The following is a 20,825-nucleotide window of genomic DNA, read 5'->3' as shown; positions in this document are numbered from 1 at the left end:
TAACTATTTCATGCCAAACAAGCTAAAAAAGAAATCTAACATACTCGCACAAAAGGTGCATGATATTTATGATCATGATTTCAGGAAGGTAATCTGCATCACAACAGGTTTAACAGCCCTATTGTGTAAGATTTCACTGCAATTTTGCTGCGAGTTCATTGACAATAATAGATCCAATATCTTTCTTATACGGAATGTTGCTCGACTAGTAAAGTTTCCGACATCTATTCTATATATTGCCCATTCTGCATTTACTCTACAGGATCTAATTAAGGATTACAGAAACCCTGAGAGTAAAAAAGAGCTGGCAAAAGTTGTGGGTAAATCGGCTAATCTTGCAAGCAGCATCATAGAAGCATTGATGATGTTGAAAGTCATCCATTTTTTTACTAGGGGTAATGGAGACGTAATAAGTCACATTCACTTAACATCAACGATCCTATTTCTGTTTATTTCAGAACCTATAAGCTACTATTATTCATGGAGAAAATACCTAGATAATAAGGATCCTGAAAAGTCTGCTAAGTGTAAGAAGGACCTTATTATCAGCACATTAACTTTGTCATTAGGTTTGTTAAACTTCATATTAAAAAGAATGGAGACTGCAACCATACCAATAAACTTAGGTAATGGTATAATCTATAATTTCAACTTAAGCGTAACAGTTAGCATAATATATAGTGCAGTATTTCTGGCAGTTCAGCTTGACAAATTGTTTCAACAACCTGTCAATGATGATCCTTCCACTGAACTTGATAATGCTGGCCATAACCATATTCAGCCCGGTAATGATGATAATGATCTGCCCGATGGCAACGCTGTGGGAATGTAAGGGTTAGAGGTGAAAAGATTTTATTTCTACTGCCAACGCTAGTACTGCTAATTTGCCAACAATACTCCAAAGTGACAGAATTTTACCTTCCACAACCTGGCTAACATCATGAAACTCACAGTCAGTGGCATTCAAGCTAGAATATACATCTTTCCTGCTATTACATCGGTATAAGTAACATGTTGGAGTATCTCCTATATAGTATATCAGCGGTTCTGCAGAACTGCTTTTAAATATGTCAATGGTTGGTACACCTTCTTGTATAATAACGCTATTGATTGCTATTCCTTCTTTTATCTTTTTCATTTTATGACGCTTTTTTTATTGAGATTTAATATTTCCTCTCCACTTGTTGCTGTTATAATGCCCATCCCATATGTGCCATTGCTTGCTTTGATAAAAACGTAAGGTTGTGTTTTTATTTCATATTCCTCATACTTTTTTTGCACTAGAGATAATATTTGGTCAACTTTAGTCGCTACTGCTCCTAGTGATGAATCATCATTAAAGTCAACTCCATTACAGCTTTCTGTAAGCACAGAAATAAGCCATGGGTCCATTTTAAATTCGCTACAAAATTCGGACGCTAATTCTTGATAGATTTCAAAATACTTAAATTTCTGTCTGCTATGCCAACCGTATAGTGGGCTTGGTACTATATCTTGCTTTACGTCTTTTAGCGTGTCTGGAATGTGGCTCGTCATATCACGATTCAGTATAATAACATCAGGCACAAATCCTGAAGTTGTCTTTAGCAGAGAGTTTTCTTTCACGATAGTTTCATATGGTTCTATTAAATTATATGCTTCGTTGTGAAAGAGGCCAATTCTAGTTTCAAAACCTGCGAGCTGCAGTACTTTCTCTATAACAAATACGTTTTCTATATACATTTTATTTCGTGTGTAATTCTCCGGTATTATAAGAGTCTTTTTATATTGTTTTGTTTCAAAATAACTTTTTATTAGTTTTGCTGCTGTTGCTCTTGATGTCTCACTTAGATTGTTGAACCCTGCAGGAAATAAATTAGCGTCCACTGGGGCAATTTTGTAGCTGGAGTTTCTAAGATCTATAGAGCTATAAAATGGCAATGTAAGGCCGTTAAATTTTGCCTCAAACCAATTATTTATACTTTTTTCCAAATCTGGGTGAATTATGTTTTGCATCTACACTTTAAATGTTATAAGGAAGGTATTATATTATAAGCTATAATTAAACATATTTAGCAAATTTGACTAAAGATTAAAGTATAATGAGATTCTTATTTAAAGTAATAGAAAAATGATTCAACACGATAACAATAAAATGTATGGAACTACTATACTGTCAATTAGAAAAGATAAAAGCGTAGTAGTAATAGGTGATGGACAGGTTTCACTGGGCCACACTGTTATAAAATCCGGAGCAAAAAAAGTTAGGCGTCTTTCTGGTGATTCTGTAATTGCCGGTTTTGCTGGAGCAACAGCCGATGCATTTACTCTCTTTGAAAGACTAGAATCTAAACTTGACAAGCACCCAGGGCAATTAATGAGAGCATGTGTTGAACTTGCAAAAGACTGGAGAATGGATAAATATCTAAGAAAATTAGAGGCTATGATGATTGTTGCAGATAAATCTATTTCATTAGTAATTACGGGAACAGGTGATGTTCTTGAACCTGAAGATGGAATCGCAGCTATTGGCTCTGGGGGAAATTTTGCTCTATCTGCAGCAAGAGCTTTAATTGACATTAAAGGAATATCAATAGAAGAGATTGCAAAAAAGGCTATGAAGATAGCTGGCGATATATGTGTTTATACAAATCATAATGTAGTTATTGAAAAGATAGAGGAGTGATATGTCTTCCAAGCAAAAAACTTTGTGCACTAATTTTTCCAATCAGCCTATAACCCTTTCAGAAGGGCGGCCTTGTAGTAGTGACACCTATGATGAAAAAAATGACCTCTATAAAGATACTAAGAGTGGTTTTGATTCAAATGACAGCGATATTCAAGTTAATGACAGTACTCAAGTTTTGTTAGATGACCTGCCACCACAGAAGATAGTTAAAGAATTAGATAGATTCATAATCGGACAGGATGATGCAAAGCGTGCTGTTGCTATTGCGCTCAGAAATCGTTGGCGTCGCAATCAGGTTCCATTTCCATTGCGTGATGAAATCATACCTAAGAATATATTGATGATCGGTCATACAGGGGTTGGTAAAACTGAAATAGCTCGCCGCTTAGCAAAACTTGCCGGTGCACCGTTCATAAAAATTGAGGCAACGAAGTTTACTGAAATAGGATACGTTGGACGTGACGTTGATTCGATAATACGCGATTTAGTTGATGCAGCAATAGTTTTAGTTAAAGAGAAAGCCCGTAAAGCCTTAGCTAACAAGGCTTTAATTTTAGCTGAGAAAACAATAGTAAACTCTATGGTAGGCGAAAATGCAACCGAAGAGAGTAAAAAAATTTTTAGAGAAAGGTTGAGGAATAAAGAGTTTGAGGACGGAGAAGTTTCTATTAACGTCAGAGAGAGCAAGAGTATGTTACCTACTTTCGATATACCAGGCATGCCAGGTGGGCAAGTTGGTGTGATGAATGTAACAGAAATAGTGGGCAAGATGTTTAACGGGAGCAAAAAAACAAAAACTATTACGGTGAAGGTAAAAGAAGCGCGTGAAATATTAATTAATGAAGAAAGTGAAAGGCTAATCGATGAAGATAAGATAATCAAAGAAGCCATTGATCTTGTTAGTAATGACGGTATAGTATTTTTGGATGAAATAGACAAAATTGCAGCGCGTACAGAAGTAAAAGGTGAAGTAAACAGAGAAGGAGTGCAACGCGATCTGTTACCACTACTTGAAGGAACAACTGTTACAACTAAGTATGGCCATGTAAAAACAGACTATATATTATTTATTGCATCTGGTGCTTTTCATCAGTCTAAACCATCTGACCTCTTACCGGAATTACAGGGCAGATTACCGATCAGGGTAGAACTTAAGGCACTTACTCAAGAGGATTTAATAAGAATATTAAAGGAACCAGAATCTAGTTTGTTAAAGCAGTACATAGCTTTAATGAAAACAGAAAATGTGATGCTTGAGTTCACTGATGATGGTATAAAAACCATAGCTGAAATAGCGTTTACAGTTAATAGGCAAGTGGAAAATATAGGCGCAAGAAGGCTTCACACTATCATGGAGAAGCTTTTAGATGAAATAAGTTTCATTGCTTCTGAGAAAAATAGCGAAAAATTCATTATAGACAGCAAGTATGTAAAAGATAAACTTGAGTCAATTTCGAAGCAGCTTGATTTATCTAAGTTTATACTTTAGGAAAAACAAAAAGCCTACTTTAAGTAGTATAGAGAGTGTTCAGAAGGTCAGCCAGTAAGCCTAAAATTTCAGCTATATTCTTTAGGCTGTTTTTCAACAGTAGAATGGTGTGCTGCGACCTCTTGCTTAATATCTAAGCTTAAGTCAATTATTGAGATATTTTCTTCATCATAATCTATGTCTTTTATTAACATATCGTCAGTAATAGTCAAAAGGTCAGGCGGAGAAAGAATAGTTCTTTTATTACCAGCTCTCATTCCCACAACTCCAAGCTCTATAGCAAGTGGTATTTTTTTATCGCCAACCCTAAATTGCACTGTTTGATCTTTGACTATATATTCCCCATTATGCTCCTTTACGCTATATTTAACTGATATCTCATCACCGCACCTTACTTGTTTTCCAGTCTTGTTAATTAAGTCATTAAAAACCATCAGATTATTCACTGAGTCGGGATATTTATCCTTTACTTCGATCAGTTTGACGTAATAAGAATTAAAATTCATTTTGTTATCATTGGCAATAGTAACTACACGCTCTCCGCCTTCTTTCATACCTATCACCCCTAAACCCACTTCTTTTAGGTCATCTTGACCTATTTTCAAAGTAACATCAGAAACTTTGCTAGGGAGTGTTGCTGAGTTATTATTAGAAATTTTATATATTTGCAATAGGACTTCCATGCCACAGAAAGCCTTGCTGCCACTGCCTTCAGTAATTTCATAAAAATTTATCGAATCTTCTTCCTTTTGCTGCGTCATTTCTTCTAAATATTCTGTTAGCCCATGCTTTTCAATATAGCGGTCGAGTGCTGATTCAAGTATTGGCTTCACTAGATAATGTGCTATTGTCTGTATCAAACCACCATGCGTGGCACTTATCTCATAAAGCTTGTCCTTTTTTCCCGGTTTACCTTTGTTTATATAGACAATAGTAAACATAAAAGCAGAGGTTAAAGTGAGAATCATTACTATGGAAATAAGCATTTGTAATATAATTTTTCTAACCATCTTTCTTTACTTGATTCAATAAATCATATAAATAATTAGTATCCCCTGAAAGCGCACTCAAATTATCCAAGCCTTGTTTAAAGAGGGCGTCTATATAGTCCTCTACTTCACTTTTACCAAGTACAGACATTAGATTATTTGTTTTATCTTGTTCGTAATCTTCAATATCATCCTTAGCTTGAAAGATAAGCCCTAGGTTTATCCCGTAGTTATATAAAGCTTTACGTTGCTTATCTGTAGCATTCCCTATTATAGCACCTATTTCACATGAAGCTGCAAATAGTTTTGCGGTTTTCATCAAATGAATTTCTTTTATTTTGTTAAAATCTGCACCAATATCTAAAATCTGTCCTCCTACCATTCCCCTAATTCCTATTGCCTGAGAAAGAACTTTCATGATTTCACAGCATTTCTCATTTAACGAAGATAATACCTCAAAAGCCAGAGTAAGTAGTGCATCTCCGGCAAGCACTGCTGTTGCTTCATCAAATTTTTTATGGCAGCTTAGCTGGCTTCTGCGAGTATCACTGTTGTCCATGCACGGTAAATCATCGTGAATTAGAGAGTAAGCATGAACAAATTCAATTGCTGCAGCAACTGATATTACTTTTTTAGCTTCCGCGTTAAACACTCGCGATGAAGCTACGACTAAAAAGGAGCGTATATGTTTTGCAGGAGCAAGGAGTATATAACGCATAGCTGATATAAGCTTATTCTCGCTATTTTCTGGTAAAAGTTTATTTACTTCTACAATAAGCAAATTTTTTGTTGTTTCGTCTAGCATTTTTGAATTGTTAATTGTTTAGCACGTAACGCTAGCCAGCTAGGGCAGTAGAAAACTTTGCTGTAGTTTACCAGTTATAAAAGATATTGCAAACATAAAAATTTTTTATAACATCAAAGAATAGGTTATTTTTTTGGTAAGAAATGTGAATAGCGAACTAGCAAAGAGCACTAGAGAAGACATAGAAGAGAAAGTGAAAAAGATTATACTAGAGCACATTAGTAAGGATGTAGAGAAATTCAACAGCTCTTCAAAGCTTTCGGAGCATGGTGCAGACAGTTTAGATGCAGTTGAAATCATCATGGCAGCAGAAGAAGAGTTCGGAATAGAAATTCCAGATGAAGACGCACAAAAAATGGAAACTATGGAGCAAATAGTTGAGTACATTAATAGTAAAAAAGGCTAATAGTTAGTGTTAAATGAGCAGAAGAGTAGTAGTCACTGGTGTTGGTTTAATCACTCCACTAGCGGCAGATGTTGACAACACTTGGTCAAGGCTGATAAAAGGCGAGTCTGGCATAAAAGCAATCAATACAGATAGATTTGACTCTTCTGATCTTGCTTGCAAGGTTGCAGGGCAGGTGCCTGTGCAATCCGATAACATTGAGAATTACTTTAATCCTGTAGGTTATATTTTTGAAAAAGATCTAAAAAGAACGGATCGTTTTATTCATTACGGCATTGCAGCAGCGATTCAAGCTGTGGAAGATTCATCTTTAGAAGATTCAAAAGTAGATAGAGAACGTGTTGGCGTAACTATTGGCTCTGGTATAGGTGGTCTTCCGTCAATTCAGGAAAATGTTATTACCATGCAGGAAAAAGGGCCCAGACGTGTCAGTCCATTTTTTGTCCCTGCAAGTCTAATAAATTTGATATCTGGCCATATTTCTATTAAATACGAATTTACAGGTCCAAACGATTCAGCAGTAACCGCATGTGCAACAGGTGCGCATGCAATCATAAATTCAGCAAGAACTATAAAACTTGGTGAAGCGGATATTATGATTGCAGGTGGAGCAGAAAGTGCACTGTGTAGAGTTGGAATTGCAGGTTTTGCGTCTATGAAGGCATTATCAACTAAATTCAATGATAAACCGGAAGAAGCTTCAAGGCCATGGGATGCAGAACGCGATGGTTTTGTTATGGGTGAAGGAGCAGGTATATTGGTGCTGGAGGAATACGAACATGCAAAAAAAGGGGGCAAAAATACATGCAGAACTGGTTGGGTACGGACTCACAGGAGATGCGCACCACATTACAGCACCACATCCAGAAGGAAGAGGCGCATTTAAGGCAATGCAGCTTGCCTTAAAAAGTGCGCAAATTAATCCAAATCAAGTAGGATATATCAATGCACATGGAACTTCAACGCCACTTGGAGATAAAATTGAAGTAATAGCAATGAAACAGTTATTTGGTGACTACGTTTATAAAATACCTGTTTCTTCAACTAAATCTTCTATAGGACATTTACTTGGTGCTGCAGGGAGCGTTGAAGCAATATTCAGTATTCTTGCGTTAAATAATGGAATTATTCCGCCAACCTTAAATTTACATAAACCTTCAGAAGGATGTGATTTAAATTTTGTACCGTTTAAAGCTCAGGAGCATAAAATTCAATATGCACTTTCTAATTCGTTTGGTTTTGGTGGCACTAATGCATCGCTCATCTTTGGACAAGTGTAATCAATTTTGCTGCTAAATAGCTAAAATGTACGAACATTATGATCTGTGATAGCTATATTATCTGTAATTTGCCTTTTACTGTCGATTTACTATACTTATTTGGTAAGATCTAGCTTAATTAAATGCACAAAATATTAGTAAGTAGTAACCATAAACCTCTGGTCGGAAAAATCAAGATTAATGGCTCAAAAAATGCTGTTTTACCAATAATGGCAGCAAGTCTATTGAGTAGCTTCTCGGTAATTTTGCATAATGTACCTGATTTAATTGATGTGCATCTAATGTCTAAGCTGCTTGAGAGTCTTGGAGCGAAAGTGAATTTTACACGCAATAAAGATTATAAAGCAAATCATACTTTGGAAATTGATTGCAGTAATATCAACAATCACGTAATGTCACACGAAACTGCAAGTAAGCTGCGAGCATCTCTTTTAATGCTAGGTCCAATTCTCAGTAGATTTGGTAAAATCACAACAGTCTTTCCTGGTGGATGCAATATCGGAAAGCGTCCCGTTGATATGCATATCAAAGCATTAGAAGAAATGGGAGCTAAAATTGAAGTTGAAGGCTGTAATATAATTGCAACAGTGAAAGGAAAGCTACAAGGAAAAGAAGTTATACTTGAGAAAATAAGCGTTGGTGCAACAGAAAATGTAATAATGGCAGCAACACTTGCAGAAGGAGTGACAATAATAAACAATGCTGCAACGGAGCCGGAAGTTCTTGATTTAATAGAGTTCCTAAAGAAAATGGGTGCTAATATTGAGATTAGTGATACAAGGATCACAATAACAGGAGTTGAAGAATTAAATGGATGTGTTCATAAAATAATACCAGATCGCATAGAAGCAGGCACCTATGCACTAGCTGCTATAATAACCGGTGGTAAGTTGGAGTTAGAAGGAATAAGTCTATCTGATATAAGATGTATTGTGAATGAATTGAAGGCTATAGGGGCTAATGTTGAACTATATAATGAGGGGGTTATGATTTCCAGAAAAAATTGCTCTATTAGGTCTGCTAACATTGCAACAGATCCATACCCCAACTTTCCCAGTGATATGCAACCACAACTGATGTCTGCAATGTGCATCGCTGATGGGATATCAGTAATTGAAGAGAACATTTTTGAAAACAGATTTGCACATGCAGATGAATTGAGAAAGTTAGGCGCTAATATCAGCATCGAGAAAAGCAAAGCTACTATAAGTGGAATAAAAAGCTTATCTGGAGCTAATCTGTGTGCCACTGACTTAAGGTCAACAGCAGCTTTGGTACTTGCTTCTTTGGTAGCTGGTGGAGAAACTACAATAAATAATTCGCATCATTTATGGAGAGGATATGAAGCAATGCACGAAAAACTCAATTCATGTGGAGCTGATATTTCCATTTCATCTTGAGGATATTTTATGAATGAAGCAACTAAACGAACTACAGTAAAAGAAATAGATGAAATCTTATATGAAGAACATAAGGTATTAGACCATGGATTTATTCGAGTAGTGGATTATATGGGCTCTGATAGCGCTATAGTTCAAGCTGCTCGTGTTTCTTATGGCAAGGGAACAAAACAGATAAGTCAGGATGAAGCACTTATAAAGTATTTAATGAGACATCATCATACAACTCCATTTGAAATGTGTGAAATTAAGTTTCACGTGAAACTTCCAATTTTTGTTGCAAGGCAATGGATAAGGCATAGAACTGCAAATGTGAATGAATATTCGGCAAGATATTCAATACTTGACAATGAATTTTATATACCAAAACCAGAACAGATTGCAAAACAATCTGATAATAATAAACAAGGTAGCGGTGAAGCTTTTGATCCGGATACCTCAAAGGAAATAATAGATTCTCTAACAAACGACTCTAATTTAGTATATTCTCATTATGAAAAATTTATTGAGCAGGGGCTTGCAAGAGAAATTGCCCGAACTAATCTAACGCTTAATTACTACACGCAATTTTATTGGAAAATAGATCTGCATAACCTCCTTCATTTTTTGAAGCTTAGAGCTGATAAGCATGCCCAATATGAAATCAGAGTTTATGCAGAAGTTATGCTGGATATAATAAAAAAATGGGTCCCATTGGCCTACAATGCCTTTGTTGAATATTGCCTAGAATCAGCTTGTATTTCAAGAACTGGTCTAGAAATAATTCGCAAATTAATTAAAGGGGAAAACGTTACTAGAGAAGAAAGTAATATTGGTAAAAGAGAATGGGACGAGCTGATGTCTATACTTGATAAACAATCTTAAAGATAAAGGCATACGTGTCAATCTCCTCTGTCAGTTAACTCTCGTTCACCAAATTGAATCTTGCTTTTTACATCACATTAACTCATCACTTCTATAGAACATCTCATTAAAATCATCCAAAGTTCCAAAATCTTTATTTTGAACAAATAGATGACCATCTGTTATGTATGCCTTAGGCAGGGTAAATGGTTTATCATAATGCTGCGATGCTGGCCTAACAATTTCATTATATAAAACCATTACTTGCTCGTAGTTATATCCATCACCAGCATGATATTTACCACGTACGGTATCATAAAAATTCTTTATATCATCATATGTCACTTGCAGCTCCACCTCATACTTTCCCACCTCAAGAGGACTTCCTGTCCTTATTTTTAAGGGATGTTGTGCATTTGCAATACTGTTAGAATCTTCTGCTTCACTATCAGAATTTTTATCCATATTTTCTATCACACTTGCCATAACAGTTTCTTGTTCGTCTTCTATTGGTTTTGCTTGTTTTTCAATTTTATTATTGCTACTGTCAGTTTCCACAGTGACTTTTCTTGTTTCCATATCTTTTTGAGCTTTCTCATTACTTTGCTTGCGTATTTCATCTCCATGCAATTTCTCCTGCAGAGCTTTTTCCATGTCAGCATAACCGTCACGATTGCTTTGCAAAGCTGGTTGATCTTCAACATAACTGCTGCTATCATCTGCTTGCATTTGATCTATATAGTTAGATTCTTCTTCCTGTATAGTATTTTTTGTAACTCCCTTAAGGTAATCAAGCATATCTTTTCCAGTCTTTTCCCAACTTGCAGCATCTGCATATTTTCTATCATTATTGATTACATCCTTTAATATTCTTCTATCATCTATCCATTGTTCAGCATGCTCAAATAGCGTCCATCCTTCATTACCACAAATATCAACATCAGCTCCATTCTCTATCAGGTACTTTACTTTGTCCAATTGCCCATGCCTTACTGCATGAATAAGTGGTGTCCAGCCTTCACTATCTCGAACCTCAATATTTGCATTATTCTTTATTAAATATTCTAATATCTCTTGATTTCCTAAATTAACAGCAAAGTGTAAAGGTGCTAAACCGTAACTATCTTTAACATTAACATCTGCACCATGCTTTATTAGATATTTAGCCACTTCCATGTTTTTTATACTCATAGCAAAATGTAATGGAGATTTACCAGAACTAATATCTCGAGTATTAATATCTACATTGTGATCTATTAAGTATTTAGCTATCTCTGTATGTTTGAGTTCAATAGCATAATGTAGTAGTGTTTGAGCAGAGGTGTTTTTGACATTAAGATCTGCACCATGTTGAGCTAAATATTCCACCATATCCAGGTCACCTAGCTTAACAAAATGGAATATCGGATTACGTACATTAATATCTGCACCATTGTCCACAAGATATTTTACTAAAGCTGTGTTCTTTATAGCATAGTCGAGCGGCCTGAGATTGTGAGCATCTGGAATATTAGGATTTGCACCATGTTCCACTAAGTATTCAACTATTTCCATGTTTCCCGATTTTATGGCATAGTGCAAAGGTGTCTTAAAACAAGAGTAATCAGTTCCTTCGTAATAAATATCTTGAGAATTGAGATTTGCACCTTGATCGATAAGATATTTTGCTATTTCTGTATTTCCTGATTTAATAGCATGATGTAGCGGTGTTTGTCCGGCTTTATCTTTCGCGTCAATATTTGCGCTATGTTCTACAAGTTCGATAACTTCATTCAAATCCCCTGATAAAGAAGCAGAGTGCAAACGCGTCGCACCGGTTACCTCATTTGTTTCATTTATGTTTCCTATAGTATCTTCTGCATTATCTTCTTCAACTGCCCTTTTCTTTCTAGATTTGACTTCACTTTTCACTGTAACTTCTTCGTTCATAGGTTGATCACTAAACATAACTTCTGCATCTATCTGGTTACTATCTTTCTCCAACTCATGAGATAATTTTTCAGATAGCTGATCACCACTCAAATATGGTTCCTTTGAATATTTAGCGTAATTATAGGGATCAGTGCTGTCTGCTGAATAAAACCCACTTTCAAAGTCTGAGTAGAAGCTTTGATTGAGCGCGAAAAATAAATTTTCATAATCAAGTAGCATGTCATAATCAGAGCTAACACAATGCAAGAATTCACTATCTTCATAATCTGCTATATAGAATTTTTCGGAATCAAGGGTAATTTCATTTGTCCCCTTACCTTCTGCAGTAAACTGTAAAACTACTTCTGAACGCCCGTTACCTACGTCATTACCTTTTACCACTTTAAACAAGGTAATTTCACCTTTTTCTATGAACTCCTTTAATTTCTCATTCTTTTGATCTAATTCTTCTTCTGCTTGTCTTTTCTCTCTTATCAATTTCTCCTCTTTTTCAGTAGCTCCATTTTGCAACTGTAAAAACATCTCTTGTGTGGTTAAGCTATTTGTGTTGCTTAAAAAATTATCTAACATATTTGATGCAATTGGTGACAATTCACCGTGATCATCAAATACTTTTTCCTTTGCCTTATCATAGTGATTTGGGTTATAGATTGCATAAAGAGGATAAAAGCCATAATCTGCTATTGACGCCCCATCAGATGATAGTTCCATTGAGAATCCATAGTGATTAAGTGGAAGATTGGAAGTTAAATATCTACCGTTATCATCCCTAACGTATAGCTCACTTCTACCATTGTGCTCACTATATTTATTGTAGTAGATATAAAAATTCTCATGGTTAAGATTGAAGTGATCATCTAGGTTATCGAATTGAATTGTACTGCCAAGCTTCTCACGCAAAAGATTTTTGCTTTCATCTGTAAGCCTCATACGTGCAGAAAAGTAGTATCGATCTATAGGTTCGCCTTTTTCTATCTCAAAGTTCAAAGTAATCTTGTCGTTGACCATTGGTAGCCTCCAAACATTATGTAAATCTATTCATTATTTTATTTATCAATCATACGGTGTGTACTATGAAAAATGTGTTAAGTATTAAGATTTTTTTTTCTGTATCTAGATAAGGTAACAGTAATCTGTCATTTCAGCGCGTGAAGCTGGAATCCAGCTTTTTAAGTCATGAGAGCTACGAAAAATTACTTTACAAACTCCGCCAGCCCCCTTATCATGAAACTGAAGCTATTTATTTATCTTCGCAATCTGTGCAGGTTAATGACAAAAAACTTAGGGTATTTGGCGTCTCATGTTTAATTTTTCGCACTACGTGCATCGCATGTCTTTAAAAATTTCTGGGTTTTTACCTATAAAAGCCGAAACGCGCTTACAAAGCGTTTAAGACAGCAAAAAACGTCAAATTGACAAGGGAGAATTTGAATGCTAGCTACTACGGGGTTTCTTTGCCTTTTTTTCCGCTCAGTAAATTTCTTAACGTTTATAATTTAGGTTAGTTGCAAGTTAAAAGCAGCTAAATCGCTCTTAATCAAGCGTTTTAGAATAAAAAAACGCCGATATTTTAGTACATAGTAAATAGCCAACCACCAACGGGGTTTCTTTTGCCTTTTTTCTTCGTTTAGTAAATTTCTTAATGTTTATAGCTAAAGTAACTTAGGTTCATCGACAATCGTCATCCCGCTACGTGTTAGCGGGATCTATGCTAAGAGATACCGCGAATGAATCGCGGTATGACGGTTAATTATTCCGTGACGGTATCTGCTTTTTCCTTGATCCTAAGTTCCTGCATTGGCAATCTATTCTCATCAATACTCGTGCCATCTTCAAGTACTGCAGGTATTATGATCTTCTCAAACTGTCGCTCTGATTTTTTCTCTAAATAACCAAATATGTCGTAAACACTGATCCTTTGACCAATCACTAAAAATGGCGTATCAGCAGTATTACGCCTTGAAGTTATGCATTGTTCAAACTTTTGACAGGCACTGATCAGCGATACCCGACTATAAGCGCAGCTTGCATCATGTAAATCATCAAGGATAATGCAACCACCGTACTTTCGACCTTCATCAAAATCAAGAGAACTATCCCCAGCTCCTGTACCTGTTACATGCCCTGATATTGAAAAGCCATTAACAAAACCTCCTTCTTTAGTTCTAATTACTCGCGTACTTTTGCGACCAACTACTTTTACGTTTGGAAAGACTTGACGGTAAAATGGAGACTCAAGGACAATGTGCAGTTCATTGATTTTTTCACGCATCAAATCTCTTTGGTGCGTAATATACATAAACTTTGCCCTTGGATTATTACCGAGGGCAAACGCCACATGAAATATAAAACCCAGTGTTGTCTTAGCACAGCGTGGTGGTATGTTCCACCATTGACTGTGTGCTTTTTCAAACACCAAGCGATTAATGCTGCTGAACAGCACCCACAAATAGTTTTTGCTGCCATCTTTTCTTTTTAAATTTAATCTGATATTAAACACTCGCAGCATGCCTTGAAACGCAAAGAAACCAAAATCTTTGCGGCATAAAATAATATCCTCCTGAGATAGCATTTTTCATCCTTTAAACTAATTCCAGCATACACTAATTTATTGAAAAATTAAAAAAAATGTTGTAAAATTGTTACAGTAGTAGATTTTGGTAAAACTTATGGCAGACTTAAACGCTAATATAGTTCTCAGTAAAGAAACTTTACTGCACCTTGCCGAGCTAGCTGAGCTCACTAAGCAGCCTGCTCAAGAATTAGCAGAGAAACTACTCAAAGAAGCAATTGAGCTTGAAATCGAGGATTTTTTAGTGTCTAAAATTTCTGATGAGCGTGATGTTGAAGGCGCAGAAACAGTTGATTTTGAAGATATTAAGTGGGACTAGAACGTTATAAAATTAAGTCTCTAAAGAGCGTTACTGAAAGGGATTTACCAAATCTTCCAAAGACAATAAGGCTAAGAGTTCAAAAGGCTATAAAAGAACGACTTACAGTCGATCCAATAAATCTTGGTGAACCACTACATCATAGCTTAAAAGGGCTCAGAAGGTTAAGAGTAGGTGACTATCGCGTGGTCTACAGGGTAGATCAATCAGAACGTACAGTGGTTATCACAGAGATAGGACATAGAGATACTATTTACAAGAGATAAGTACATTCTTTTCTTTATTGAAAAAATAAAATGCTGTAGTTGGCTATATTGCAGCCTTACCCGCAACCTGACCAAAATTATCTAACATTTGATTCATAGCTATCCAACGATCATTTAAAGATTTTCCGTAAGAAGTGTAACCACCACCTAGATTTTGACCAATTTGTGCACCAAGTCCATGTGCTCCGATAAGACTTTGCAGCCCTCCTAAAGATGAACCGATAAAGTCATTCAAGCCACGCGACGCAAGTTCAGAGTTTAAACTTGCAACTTTAGATAGACCATAGCTTGATTGATCAAGCCTACTTGCTCTTAATTGGTTGCCAATCATTTGATTGCTAATAAACTGCTGGTAAGGATTGCCTTGATATTGCGATGCTATTTGATTAATAAATCCTCCTGGACCATCTTTTCCTAAGCCCCCAGGACTATCCATGAATTTATTGTACCGACCATACAATTCTTTTTGTACTCCGATATTATTTTCAAATTGGCGATTAGCTTTAGAACTACCAAAAAGAAAGTCAAATAAATCTCCTAATACCAATTCCCGCTATACAAGTAACGGATAGACAACAATGGAAAAAAGCCATACTGGAGTAAGTAAAATAGCGAGGTTTAAATGGCATTAAGATCAAAATTATTGGATGAAAAAGTGAGCAAAAGAAATGCTGAAGAAAGTAAGAAATAATGCATATGTTGCAAAAAAACTAAATGCTGTAATTGCAGCAAAAAAGCATAGTATAACAGCCGTAGCAAAAATATGTTGCATTTCAAGAAAGGCACTTACTGCATGACCTAAAATTTGGCAGAGAAGAAAAATTATTTGCTCCACCTCAACGCCGTAGAAAAACTATATTGAACCAAAGCCAACTTGAACAAGTTGAAGCATGGATACAAGCATCGAACAGACGAAATCTGTCAAATCAGAAAGAAACACACAAATTTAAGTTTTTAGTAGTTTTCAAGTATAGTTGTACAGGGAGCGCCTCTGCAGTTATGACCGACATTTTCAATGGTGCCTAAGTGCCCGTATGCAAGCATGGTTTTGGAAGGAACGGTCAAATCATTGATGGAGTCATTTAGACTACCTCGGTTAGGAGATTGTACTATCAACCGTTCCAAGCTGAAGCGTTTCCCTATTACAAATTATATGTAGGAGTTACCATGAAAAAAGCAAAAAGTAAATTAGAAATAGTGAATCCTAATGCAGCAGGAATAGACATTGGTTCAGCTGTACACTATGTGTGTGTACCTGAAGGAAGAGATGAACAACGCGTTCAGAAATTTGGCTGCTTTACTGAAGACCTTCATAACTTAGCACAGTGGTTGAAAAAGTGTAAAGTTACAACAGTAGCTATGGAATCAACAGGAGTATACTGGATTCCTTTATTTCAAATACTTGAGTCATACAAATTCGAGGTAAAATGCACGGCATGTAAAGAATGTACCTGGTAGGAAGTCTGACGTTCAAGATTGCCAATGGCTCCAACAACTGCATAGCTACGGACTGCTTCATGGATCGTTTAGGCCAGATAATCAGATGTGTGTATTGCGCAGTTACGTGCGGCAACGCAAAAATCTCACTGAAAGTGCATCTACACATATTCTTATATGTTAAAAACAAGTCTTTATAAATGTTACGAAATAGCGGTATAAAGACACGCAGAGAGGAGGAACCGTACATATTCTTGGTCATAAGGACCGTTTTGCAGCAAGGTTCTCCTCTCTGGTTTATTATACTGAAAGTTCCGAACAACTGGTTGAGCTTTTAGGCTCGTATATAAGGGTGGAAAATGCAGTATACACATTATTTATGGAGGGATTATGAATTTATCAAATATTATTACTGGCATTGATATTAGCAAAAATAAACTAGATATCCATATTCATCCACTTGGACATCATAAAGTATTTGAAAATAACGTTCAAGCTATTGATCAAATACTTGACTTTTTGCGTTTACATAACGTAACCAAAGTTGGACTTGAAGCAACGGGTGGATACGAAAAATTATGTGCTTATACTTTATTAAGACATGGTTTTGAAGTATATGTCATTCAACCAAGATGGGTAAGAGACTATGCAAAAAGCCTTGGTATTGCTACTAAAACTGATAAAATAGACTGTAGCATCATCTCACGTTATGTTAGTAATACAGACATGCGTGTCACTCCTTTAAAAGTTAGTAGTATTGACTGTTTGAAGCAAAAATTATCTCGCAGGAATCAACTAGTAGAAATAGCAAAAATACAAAAAACCCAAGCTCATCAAGTAACCGATTTATCTATAATCAAACAAATGGAAGAGCTACTTGCAGTTTTACAAAATCAAATTCAAGTCTTAGAAGATGAGATAATGGAATTAGTCGATAAAAATCAAGAGCTTAAAAAAAAGTATATGTCAATAACTAGTATACCTGGTGTAGGTGCAATAACAGCTATTACTTTTATTTGTTATCTACCCGAGCTTGGAACTCTCCAACATAAAGAAATATCCAGCCTTTCCGGAGTTGCACCTTTTAATCGAGATAGTGGTTTTAGTAAGGGAAAAAGGTGTATTCAGGGTGGTAGATCACAAATTAGAAAGGTTTTACATATGTGCATTCTTAGTGCGCAAAGGTACAATTCTTATATAAAAATCTTCTTTGATAGGCTATACAATCAATATAAAAAACCATATAAAGTTACCTCTACTGCTGCAATGAGAAAATTACTTATCCTTGCTAACTCTTTAGTAAGAGACGGTAGACTGTTTACTGAGGAGTATAGCCCTAAAACTGCTTCTATATAGCAATAGCATAGCTGTGAATAAGTACGCCCACACAAATTTTAAGTACTTATTCACAGCTACATCAATTTTTCTATTGACTTTTAACACAACTGCTGCGTATGCAGAAGGCATTAATTCAAATGAATATACAATTCACAAGGTTATTAGTCATATTACTGGGATAACTGGTATGAAAATCATTGAAGCTATAATTGAAGGCGAAAGAGATTCTGAAAAATTAGCAGAATTCAGGGACGTGCGAATGAAAAATGATCAGTCTACTATTGCAAAAGCGTTAGCTGGTGACTATAGAGAGGAACACTTATTCACGCTAAAGCAAGAATTTGAATTATATAATATTTATCAAGAAAAAATAGCAGAATGTGATAGAAATATTGAAGCCTATTATAAAACGTTTGAAACAAAGTCTTGTGAAAGCAAACAGCTAAGTAAGCAAAAGAATAAAAATAGCAAAAGTAAGCCAAGCTTTGCTTTGTATGAGGAACTGCACCGAATAACTGGTATGGATTTCACTAAAATTCCTGGATTTGATGTATTAAGTATACAAACCATAATTTCAGAAGTTGGTATAAACCATAGTAAATGGCCAACAGAAAAGCACTTTTCGTCGTGGTTGGGACTCAGTCCTGCTAATAAAGTTACAGGGGAAAAAGTGTTTAACACAAGAACACGTAAAGTCATTAACCGTGCTGCGAATGCTTTGCGAATAGCTGCTCATTCTGTAGGAAATAGTAAAAGTGCGTTGGGTGCATACTACAGAAGATTGAAAAAACGACTAGGAGCACCAAAAGCAATAACAGCTACTGCAAGAAAAATGGCATGCATATTTTATAGTATGCTCAAATACGGACAGGAATATGTAGAAAAAGGAATGGAATACTATGAAACACGCTATAAAGATAGAACTGTAAAAAATTTGATCAAAAAAGCGAGCGAATTTGGCTACATATTAGTTCAACAAGAAGAGTTAGTTGAGTGAGTTTCTTAGGAGAAGTCTATTGTTGGTTAATGTTTTATGGCTTTACGGAAAGTTTATAGCTATACAACTTATCTTAAAAGCAATATAGTGTTCACTATGCAATGAATCAAAGATAGTAAGTAAAGTCTATGAAATTTCAAATCACTACACATTTTCAACCCGCTGGAGATCAACCGCAGGCAATCGATAGTTTAATTGCGGGGCTAAATAGCAATAAAAGAGACCAAATTTTACTTGGGGTTACTGGTTCTGGGAAAACTTTCACTATGGCAAATGTTATAGCAAGGACAAACAGACCTGCGCTGATCATGGCACACAATAAAACCTTAGCAGCACAACTTTATGAGGAAATGAAAGGATTATTTCCCAATAATGCTGTTGGATATTTCATTTCTTATTATGATTACTATCAGCCCGAAGCTTATTTGCCGCAAACTGATACTTATATCGAAAAAGACTCTGCAATCAACGACAGAATTGACATGCTGCGTTATTCTGCCGTCTGCTCCCTCTTGGAGCGCAGGGACACGATCGTAGTTGCCAGTGTTTCTTGCATATACGGTCTTGGTTCGCCTGAAAGCTACCGCAGCATGACTATATCTTTAAGTGTTGGAGATAAAATTCATGTTAATGATTTCTTGAGTAACTTAGCTGATCTCCAATACAAGCGCTCTGATACCAGGTTTGAGAGAGGATATTTCAGAGTGCGTGGCGATATTATCGATATATTTCCTGCCTATTATGAAAATAAAGCTTGGCGTTTATCGCTGCTTGGTGATGAAATAGAAGAAATTTCTGAAATTGATGCTATAACGAGTAATATTACCAAAAGCCTAAATACAATCACCATTTTTCCAAACAGCTATCACATTACATCACGTGAGACTCTGTTGCAGACAGTTGAGCTAATCAAAAAAGAGCTGCATGAATGCTTGGATTATTACTACTTGCAAAACAAGATTGTTGAAGCAAAGCGCCTCGAGCAACGCACTAATTTTGATATTGAAATGATGAGGACAACAGGAATATGTAAAGGTATTGAAAATTATTCGCGTTATCTCTATGGAATGGAAGCTGGGGATCCACCGCCTACTTTGTTTGAATATTTACCCAAAGACGTAATTTTATTTGTTGATGAGAGTCATGTCACCGTTCCTCAGATTGGTGCAATGTACAGTGGTAATGAGGCGCGTAAAAAGAAATTGATTGACTATGGCTTCAGGCTCCCTTCCGCTTTTGATAATCGTCCATTAAAATTTGAAGAATGGGAGAAAGTTAGGCCGCAGACTATTTACATTTCAGCTACTCCTGGAAAGTATGAGTTGGCAAAGACCAATAATGTATTTATAGAGCAAGTTATCCGTCCAACAGGGCTTACAGACCCAATCTGCATTGTGAAACCAATAGAGAGTCAAATTGATGATGTAATTCATGAGGCACAAGTGACAATAGGAAAGGGATTTTGTGTTTTAATCACTACACTGACAAAAAAAATGGCTGAAAATTTAGCTGAATATATGAGTGAATTAAATATGAGAGTGAGTTATTTGCATTCTGATATTGGTGCGCTGGAGAGAATAGAAATTATATGTAAATTAAGATCTAAAGAAATTGACGTTTTAGTAGGTGTTAACTTGCTTAGGGAAGGTCTTGATATTCCAGAGTGTGGTTTGGTTGCAATTTTAGATGCTGATAAAGAAGGATTTTTGCGATCAGAAACATCGCTCATTCAAACGATCGGTCGTGCTGCACGTAATGCTGAAGGTAGAGTAATTTTGTATGCAGATAAAATCACTGGTTCTTTAGATCGTGCATTAAGAGAGACTGAAAGAAGAAGAAAAAAACAAGAAGAACATAATATATTGCACAATATTGTCCCGAAGACTATAATAAAACCTATATCAAACACCTTACAGGAGAGGGCAATAGCAGAACCAAAAGTAAATACTAATAAGGATGAATTGAGAAAGCAAATGATAGAGCATGCTGAAAATTTAGAGTTTGAAGAAGCAGCAAGAATAAAAAAATTATTGCAAGGTTAAGTAATATATGATGCTATGGGCATAGCATGAAAGTGTAAACAA

At 35.8% G+C, this 20,825-nt stretch carries 15 protein-coding genes and 5 pseudogenes; 14 read left to right on the top strand and 6 right to left on the bottom strand.

Features of this window, described 5'->3' with window-relative positions:
* Positions 1 to 10: 10 nt before the first annotated feature.
* Complete coding sequence (locus tag NMD99_RS04925) at positions 11 to 832, top strand: hypothetical protein (RefSeq protein WP_253309226.1); 822 nt, start codon at positions 11 to 13, stop codon at positions 830 to 832.
* 3 nt (positions 833 to 835) lie between these two features.
* Here the strand turns inward: NMD99_RS04925 and gshA are convergent.
* Positions 836 to 1,995, bottom strand: a pseudogene (gene gshA / locus NMD99_RS04920) (glutamate--cysteine ligase).
* 115 nt (positions 1,996 to 2,110) lie between these two features.
* On the opposite strand from gshA, the gene hslV reads away from it, so the two are divergent.
* Entirely contained in the window at positions 2,111 to 2,665 is a 555-nt protein-coding gene (hslV, locus tag NMD99_RS04915) for an ATP-dependent protease subunit HslV (protein WP_096617344.1), read from the top strand.
* A gap of 1 nt (position 2,666) precedes the next feature.
* Positions 2,667 to 4,157 carry an ATP-dependent protease ATPase subunit HslU gene (gene hslU / locus NMD99_RS04910; protein WP_253309224.1) on the top strand — a complete coding sequence of 497 codons (1,491 nt, stop codon included), beginning with the start codon at positions 2,667 to 2,669 and terminating at the stop codon, positions 4,155 to 4,157.
* Between the two features lie 68 nt (positions 4,158 to 4,225).
* Here hslU and NMD99_RS04905 read toward each other — a convergent pair whose 3' ends face one another.
* Positions 4,226 to 5,167, bottom strand: a complete 942-nt coding sequence (locus tag NMD99_RS04905) for an FKBP-type peptidyl-prolyl cis-trans isomerase (RefSeq protein WP_264731576.1) — start codon at positions 5,165 to 5,167, stop codon at positions 4,226 to 4,228.
* On the bottom strand, positions 5,160 to 5,951 hold the full coding sequence (locus tag NMD99_RS04900) for a polyprenyl synthetase family protein (protein WP_253309222.1): 792 nt from the start codon (positions 5,949 to 5,951) through the stop codon (positions 5,160 to 5,162). Before NMD99_RS04900 ends, NMD99_RS04905 begins: the two co-directional genes overlap by 8 nt.
* 145 nt (positions 5,952 to 6,096) lie before the next feature.
* On the opposite strand from NMD99_RS04900, the gene acpP reads away from it, so the two are divergent.
* The 4 genes and pseudogenes from acpP (at position 6,097) to thyX (ending at position 9,901) form a co-directional block, all read left to right on the top strand.
* Positions 6,097 to 6,357, top strand: a complete 261-nt coding sequence (acpP, locus tag NMD99_RS04895) for an acyl carrier protein (RefSeq protein WP_341811841.1) — start codon at positions 6,097 to 6,099, stop codon at positions 6,355 to 6,357.
* A 13-nt stretch (positions 6,358 to 6,370) separates the two neighbouring features.
* Positions 6,371 to 7,637: pseudogene (gene fabF, locus NMD99_RS04890) on the top strand (beta-ketoacyl-ACP synthase II).
* Positions 7,638 to 7,759: 122 nt separating this feature from the next.
* Positions 7,760 to 9,037: a UDP-N-acetylglucosamine 1-carboxyvinyltransferase gene (gene murA / locus NMD99_RS04885; protein ID WP_264687745.1), complete on the top strand. Its 1,278-nt coding sequence runs from the start codon at positions 7,760 to 7,762 to the stop codon at positions 9,035 to 9,037.
* 9 nt (positions 9,038 to 9,046) lie between these two features.
* Complete coding sequence (gene thyX / locus NMD99_RS04880) at positions 9,047 to 9,901, top strand: FAD-dependent thymidylate synthase (RefSeq protein WP_265017404.1); 855 nt, start codon at positions 9,047 to 9,049, stop codon at positions 9,899 to 9,901.
* Positions 9,902 to 9,973: 72 nt separating this feature from the next.
* Here thyX and NMD99_RS04875 read toward each other — a convergent pair whose 3' ends face one another.
* Positions 9,974 to 12,820 (bottom strand): ankyrin repeat domain-containing protein, encoded by a 2,847-nt coding sequence (locus NMD99_RS04875; protein WP_309165694.1) that lies wholly within the window; start codon positions 12,818 to 12,820, stop codon positions 9,974 to 9,976.
* Between the two features lie 742 nt (positions 12,821 to 13,562).
* Positions 13,563 to 14,384 (bottom strand): hypothetical protein, encoded by an 822-nt coding sequence (locus NMD99_RS04870; RefSeq protein ID WP_253309217.1) that lies wholly within the window; start codon positions 14,382 to 14,384, stop codon positions 13,563 to 13,565.
* A gap of 97 nt (positions 14,385 to 14,481) precedes the next feature.
* On the opposite strand from NMD99_RS04870, the gene NMD99_RS04865 reads away from it, so the two are divergent.
* Together NMD99_RS04865 and NMD99_RS04860 are read left to right on the top strand one after the other, a co-directional pair.
* Positions 14,482 to 14,703: a hypothetical protein gene (locus NMD99_RS04865; protein WP_253309216.1), complete on the top strand. Its 222-nt coding sequence runs from the start codon at positions 14,482 to 14,484 to the stop codon at positions 14,701 to 14,703.
* Positions 14,694 to 14,969 (top strand): type II toxin-antitoxin system RelE family toxin, encoded by a 276-nt coding sequence (locus NMD99_RS04860; RefSeq protein ID WP_264687741.1) that lies wholly within the window; start codon positions 14,694 to 14,696, stop codon positions 14,967 to 14,969. Before NMD99_RS04865 ends, NMD99_RS04860 begins: the two co-directional genes overlap by 10 nt.
* Positions 14,970 to 15,012: 43 nt before the next feature.
* Here NMD99_RS04860 and NMD99_RS04855 read toward each other — a convergent pair whose 3' ends face one another.
* Complete coding sequence (locus tag NMD99_RS04855) at positions 15,013 to 15,516, bottom strand: hypothetical protein (RefSeq protein ID WP_309165689.1); 504 nt, start codon at positions 15,514 to 15,516, stop codon at positions 15,013 to 15,015.
* Between the two features lie 75 nt (positions 15,517 to 15,591).
* Between NMD99_RS04855 and NMD99_RS04850 the strand changes: the two are divergent.
* From NMD99_RS04850 to uvrB, 5 genes and pseudogenes are all read left to right on the top strand, one after another.
* Positions 15,592 to 15,869 (top strand): annotated as a pseudogene (locus tag NMD99_RS04850) (IS630-like element ISWpi10 family transposase); the annotation flags it as partial.
* A 267-nt stretch (positions 15,870 to 16,136) separates the two neighbouring features.
* Positions 16,137 to 16,581 (top strand): annotated as a pseudogene (locus NMD99_RS04845) (IS110 family transposase); the annotation flags it as partial.
* Between the two features lie 215 nt (positions 16,582 to 16,796).
* Positions 16,797 to 17,762 (top strand): IS110 family RNA-guided transposase, encoded by a 966-nt coding sequence (locus tag NMD99_RS04840; protein ID WP_309165561.1) that lies wholly within the window; start codon positions 16,797 to 16,799, stop codon positions 17,760 to 17,762.
* 83 nt (positions 17,763 to 17,845) lie between these two features.
* Positions 17,846 to 18,741: pseudogene (locus tag NMD99_RS04835) on the top strand (transposase); the annotation flags it as partial.
* A gap of 128 nt (positions 18,742 to 18,869) precedes the next feature.
* Positions 18,870 to 20,783, top strand: coding sequence for an excinuclease ABC subunit UvrB (uvrB, locus tag NMD99_RS04830; protein WP_309165688.1), 1,914 nt, complete (start codon positions 18,870 to 18,872; stop codon positions 20,781 to 20,783).
* Positions 20,784 to 20,825: the final 42 nt, after the last annotated feature.

The sequence above is a fragment of the Wolbachia endosymbiont of Listronotus oregonensis genome, from assembly GCF_031205055.1.
Taxonomy (GTDB): Bacteria; Pseudomonadota; Alphaproteobacteria; order Rickettsiales; family Anaplasmataceae; genus Wolbachia.
This window is presented reverse-complemented; position numbering and strand designations above follow the sequence as displayed.